The sequence below is a fragment of the Granulicatella sp. WM01 genome (genome assembly GCF_004570605.1).
Classification (GTDB): domain Bacteria; phylum Bacillota; class Bacilli; order Lactobacillales; family Aerococcaceae; genus WM01.
The window spans coordinates 1-4,691 of sequence record NZ_SPPB01000092.1 but is presented as its reverse complement, the minus strand read 5'-3'; the positions used below and the strand labels follow the sequence as shown (position 1 = coordinate 4,691).

At 35.8% G+C, this 4,691-nt stretch carries 4 protein-coding genes, 8 tRNA genes and 1 rRNA gene; all 13 read right to left on the bottom strand.

The features are described 5' to 3' along the window. Positions 1–216 precede the first annotated feature (216 nt). Positions 217–390: a hypothetical protein gene (locus E4T68_RS09370; protein ID WP_167753873.1), complete on the bottom strand. Its 174-nt coding sequence runs from the start codon at positions 388–390 to the stop codon at positions 217–219. 1 nt (position 391) lies between these two features. Beyond that, positions 392–1,324, bottom strand: coding sequence for a DNA-binding protein WhiA (gene whiA, locus E4T68_RS08470; protein WP_135125958.1), 933 nt, complete (start codon positions 1,322–1,324; stop codon positions 392–394). Positions 1,325–1,360: 36 nt separating this feature from the next. Further along, on the bottom strand, positions 1,361–2,341 hold the full coding sequence (gene yvcK, locus E4T68_RS08465) for a YvcK family protein (RefSeq protein ID WP_135125956.1): 981 nt from the start codon (positions 2,339–2,341) through the stop codon (positions 1,361–1,363). Further along, complete coding sequence (gene rapZ / locus E4T68_RS08460; protein ID WP_135125954.1) at positions 2,338–3,228, bottom strand: RNase adapter RapZ; 891 nt, start codon at positions 3,226–3,228, stop codon at positions 2,338–2,340. Before rapZ ends, yvcK begins: the two co-directional genes overlap by 4 nt. A 601-nt stretch (positions 3,229–3,829) precedes the next feature. Then, positions 3,830–3,903: transfer RNA gene (locus tag E4T68_RS08455), tRNA-Pro, on the bottom strand. Between the two features lie 27 nt (positions 3,904–3,930). After that, positions 3,931–4,004 (bottom strand) — tRNA-Arg (locus tag E4T68_RS08450). A gap of 33 nt (positions 4,005–4,037) precedes the next feature. Beyond that, positions 4,038–4,123: transfer RNA gene (locus E4T68_RS08445), tRNA-Leu, on the bottom strand. A 23-nt stretch (positions 4,124–4,146) separates the two neighbouring features. Further along, a tRNA-Gly gene (locus E4T68_RS08440) sits at positions 4,147–4,218 on the bottom strand. Between the two features lie 7 nt (positions 4,219–4,225). Next, positions 4,226–4,298, bottom strand: a tRNA-Thr gene (locus E4T68_RS08435). 12 nt (positions 4,299–4,310) lie between these two features. Beyond that, a tRNA-Leu gene (locus tag E4T68_RS08430) sits at positions 4,311–4,392 on the bottom strand. 17 nt (positions 4,393–4,409) lie between these two features. After that, positions 4,410–4,482 (bottom strand) — tRNA-Lys (locus tag E4T68_RS08425). Between the two features lie 3 nt (positions 4,483–4,485). Continuing rightward, positions 4,486–4,558 (bottom strand) — tRNA-Val (locus E4T68_RS08420). 6 nt (positions 4,559–4,564) lie between these two features. After that, a 5S ribosomal RNA gene (gene rrf / locus E4T68_RS08415) occupies positions 4,565–4,680 on the bottom strand. Between the last annotated feature and the right edge of the window lie 11 nt (positions 4,681–4,691).

Genomic DNA, 4,691 nt, shown 5'->3' with positions numbered 1-4,691 from the left:
CATGTGAAGCACCTCTTTACTATTTTGTCTCAACTTATAGTTTACTGGTTTGCTTCACTTTTTTCTATAAAAAAATAATCGTGTTGGCGAACTTTTTTGTTCACCAACACGATTTATTGTACACCCACCAAAAATAGCTTTAATAAGGAGCTAAACACCTTATTAAAGCCATTAAATTTTATGTATTAAGTTTTCTTTTTTCTAGGGATTAGACACTTAGAAAGAACTTTCTGCATGCTCGTCCGTAGTTGTTTCAACAACTTGACTATCACTCGTACTCTCTTTCTTGGCTAACATGCTTTCAAGTACATCTATGTCAATCAATTTAGACAACCCCTCTGCAACCAAATCAACTTGCCTAGTGATAAAATCTTTATCTTCTAAAGCCATTTTACACTCTCTCCTTTAATTGATTACTAAATGCTATAATTTTTCTTAAACGATGATTGATACCTGATTTTGATACACTGCCACTAGGTAACATTTCTCCAATTTCAACTAAGCTAGCTTCTGGATAGCTTACCCGTAATTGAGCGACTTCTCTTAATTTTGGTGGCAATTCATCTAAACCTATCGTATTCTCAATAAATTCAATCGCTTCAATCTGCTTACTAGATGCTGTAATAACTTTACTCAGATTGGCATTTTCACAATTTACAATACGGTTAACAGAGTTTCTCATATCACGAATAATCCGTACATCTTCAAATTTAAACATACTATTTTGTGCACCAATTAAAATTAAAAAGTCAGCAATTTTTTCAGCTTCTTTTATATAGGCAATATACCCATTTCTTCGCTCTATCACACGAGCATTTAATCCAAAATAATTCATCATATCGCAAATATCTTGATTATGATCTTCATAATTTGAATAAATTTCTAAATGATAGCTACTTTTTTCAGGATTGTTAACTGATCCACCAGCCAAAAAAGCACCTCTTAAATACGAACGCATTTTTTGTTCATTTTCTTTAATTTCTTTAGATACATGACTATGAAAAAATAAGCCATCAATAATATTTAAGTCCGATAAAATATGTTGTGTACCAACTTTTACACGCACAATATAAATATTATTTTTTTTCAACTTCATTTTTTTACGGACGAGCAATTCACTTTCAACATCATAATGATCTTTAAGTAATTTATACATTCTCCGAGCAATTGCTGCATTTTCCGTTTGCACATTTAAAATAAACTTTTGATTATATAAACTTACAGCACCATTCATCCGTATCAATGCCGCAAGTTCTGCTTTAGCATGCTCTTTATGAACATCTAAAGTCGTTAATTCTTTTTTAACGTCCGCTGCATACGACATAAACGGCACCTCTTTCCTAAAAAACTGATGGTATCATTATAATTTAGCTGTATTTAGCAATGTGACCAACTCGCTCACAACTTTTTTCCCGTCATGATATGCTCCATTATCCGTCATTTCTAAAAAATGAGCTGAAATTACACGACATCCTTGATCTCTTAGTCCTTTAAAATCATGCTGAACTTGATATAAATATTCTTCTCCTTTTTGTTGGTTCAAATAATTCTCTGGAACTGTTTCAGTATTCACTAGAACCGTATCTACAAAATTATTTTGTAAATGGCGATGTAATACGTCAACATGCTCAGCATCTGTAAATGATTCTGTTTCACCTAATTGCGTCATAATATTACAAATATAAACAATTTCAGCGTGTGTTTCTTTCATTGCCTTTGCAACATTAGGTATCATTAAATTAGGCAAAATACTAGTAAATAAACTTCCAGGTCCTAAGACAATCATGTCTGATTCCATAATCGCATCAATCACTTCTTGAGAAGCCTTTGCTTCTTCTATAGAATGATTTTGCGTTGTAATATACACATGTTTAATACGTTTACGTTGCTTTGTAATGCCTGATTCTCCACTTACTTTAGTGCCGTCCATAAATTCAGCGTGCAACACCAATGGTTCATTTGCTGCAGCATACACTTTTCCTTGAATTTTCATCAAATCCGATAGCTCTTGTAACGCATCAAAAATATTACCTTTCATTTCTGTTAAGGCTGCAATCACTAAATTTCCAATAGCATGACCAGCAAAAAAATTATCATTTGAATCAAATCTATATTGGAAAATATGTTTAATAACATCTGGAATATTAGACAGGGCAACTAGACAATTTCGAATATCTCCAGGTGGAACAATATCAACATAATCTCTAATAATACCACTACTTCCCCCATCATCAGCAACTGTTACAATGGCTGTAATATCAACTTGTTCTTTTTTTAATTCTTTTAATAAAACCGGTAGCCCTGTACCACCACCAATTATTGTAACTTTCTTTTTTCTCATGAGCGATTTACCGTTTCTTTTCGTTTGTCCTTATCACGATGTGTGATATTGACAGGATATCCACCTTGTTCTAGTGAACGTCCCAATCGCTCCGCTAGAGCAACTGAACGATGTTGTCCTCCTGTACATCCAATGGCTATGACAACACTTATTTTCCCTTCTTTTTTATATCCCGGCAACACATATTGCACGAGGTCTTCTAGTTTATGATAAAATTCTCCCGTTTCAGGTTGTTTCATAACATAATCATAAACGGACTCATCCAAACCTGTTAACGGACGCAATTCTGGAATATAGTGCGGATTAGGTAAAAAACGCACGTCCATAACAATATCAGCCTCAATAGGAATTCCATACTTAAACCCAAATGACATGACCTCAACATGAAACAATTCTTTATCTTCCACTTTAAACTGATTCATAATCTTTTCACGTAGTTGTCGTGGCGTAATTTTTGTTGTGTCAATAACCACTTGTGCCCTACTACGTAAATCTCTTAATAATCCACGTTCTTTAATAATTCCTTCGCTAAGTAATCCATCTGTTCCTACTAAAGGATGTGTTCGTCTAGTTTCTTTATAACGTGACACCAAAACATCATCGGCACAATCTAAAAATAAAATACGTGTACGCATCAATGCCGTATTATCAAATGCCGTAATAGATTCCATAATCTCATCAAAAAATACTCGACTTCTCAAATCAATAACTAAGGCAATTTTGGTCAGTTTCCCACTCTCTTTAACCAATTCCCAAAACCTTGTTAATAAGCTCGGAGGCATATTATCAATACAAAAATAACCTAAGTCCTCAAAACTTTGCATAGCAACTGTTTTTCCGGCACCACTCATCCCTGTAATAATCACTAATTCTAAAGATTCACTCATCTTATCTCCTCCAATCTTTGTCACATTATATCATATTTTAGGAGTGTTTTATAGAGGGTTAGCCTTTTTTCTACTGCTCTCTACATAAAAAGATAAACCCATCATAAATTTAAAACATGAATAAGTAGAGTAAATATTTATATTATAAATAAGACATACTCTATAATGACCACATAAATTATACTTTATCAATGCACTATCAATCGGCTAAAAATACCTAACTTAATCTAACACAAAACATTTTTAAAACACTAGAATGTATAGTCACTTTACATATTTAAAACAAAAATGATACTGCACAAAACATGAAAAAATGACAATCATTCCATTCTATGATGCCATTGTTTATTTACAAACTTAAAAAATATTTTAGTAATTTTCTGCTCATATTATCAATAGTTGAAATGTAATAACTAGAAATCTAGTCTATTTTTAACTCTAACACCAAAAATCATAATAGTAAACAAAAAGAATTCTCCAATGTCATTAATAAAACAAAAAAAGTATGAACTATCACTCTTATTGGCATAAAACCAAACAAAAAAGCTAGACTAAACGCCTAACTTTCACATCTGAAAAATGGCTGTATAAACAAAAAAAGTCGGGAAGACAGGATTCGAACCTGCGACCCCTTGGTCCCAAACCAAGTGCTCTACCAAGCTGAGCTACTTCCCGTGTTGTTCATAATGCCAAGCATTATTATGCACCCAACAGGAGTCGAACCTGTAACCGCTTGATTCGTAGTCAAGTACTCTATCCAATTGAGCTATGGGTGCTTCCTATTGTCAGCCTAGCACCAACAATATCTATGCCGAGGACCGGAATCGAACCGGTACGGTAATCACTTACCGCAGGATTTTAAGTCCTGTGCGTCTGCCAGTTCCGCCACCCCGGCTTCTATATACCTGACAGTATATAAGCGAAAGACGGGGTTCGAACCCGCGACCCCCACCTTGGCAAGGTGGTGTTCTACCACTGAACTACTTTCGCATTCCTATGCCGGCTAAAGGACTTGAACCCTCGACCCTCTGATTACAAATCAGATGCTCTACCAACTGAGCTAAGCCGGCTAATTATTCCTATGCGGATGAAGGGACTTGAACCCCCACGAATCTCTTCGCCAGAGCCTAAATCTGGTGCGTCTGCCAATTCCGCCACATCCGCTTCAACACTCTCGTGTATGAGTGATATAGGGCTCGAACCTATGACCCTCTGATTAAAAGTCAGATGCTCTACCAACTGAGCTAATCACTCGTATGGAGGTTAACGGGTTCGAACCGCTGACCCCCTGCTTGTAAGGCAGGTGCTCTCCCAGCTGAGCTAAACCTCCTGGTTCGCGTGGCAACGTCCTACTCTTGCAGGGGGAATCCCCCAACTACCCTCGGCGCTAAAAAGCTTAACTTCTGTGTTCGGCATGGGTACAGGTGTCTCCTTCTTGCCATCGTTACCACACTTTATTGAAA

Coding starts and splice junctions, on each gene's coding strand:
- E4T68_RS09370 (WP_167753873.1), bottom strand. CDS start 390: ATGGCTTTAGAAGATAAAGATTTTATCACTAGGCAAGTTGATTTGGTT.
- whiA (WP_135125958.1), bottom strand. CDS start 1,324: ATGTCGTATGCAGCGGACGTTAAAAAAGAATTAACGACTTTAGATGTT.
- yvcK (WP_135125956.1), bottom strand. CDS start 2,341: ATGAGAAAAAAGAAAGTTACAATAATTGGTGGTGGTACAGGGCTACCG.
- rapZ (WP_135125954.1), bottom strand. CDS start 3,228: ATGAGTGAATCTTTAGAATTAGTGATTATTACAGGGATGAGTGGTGCC.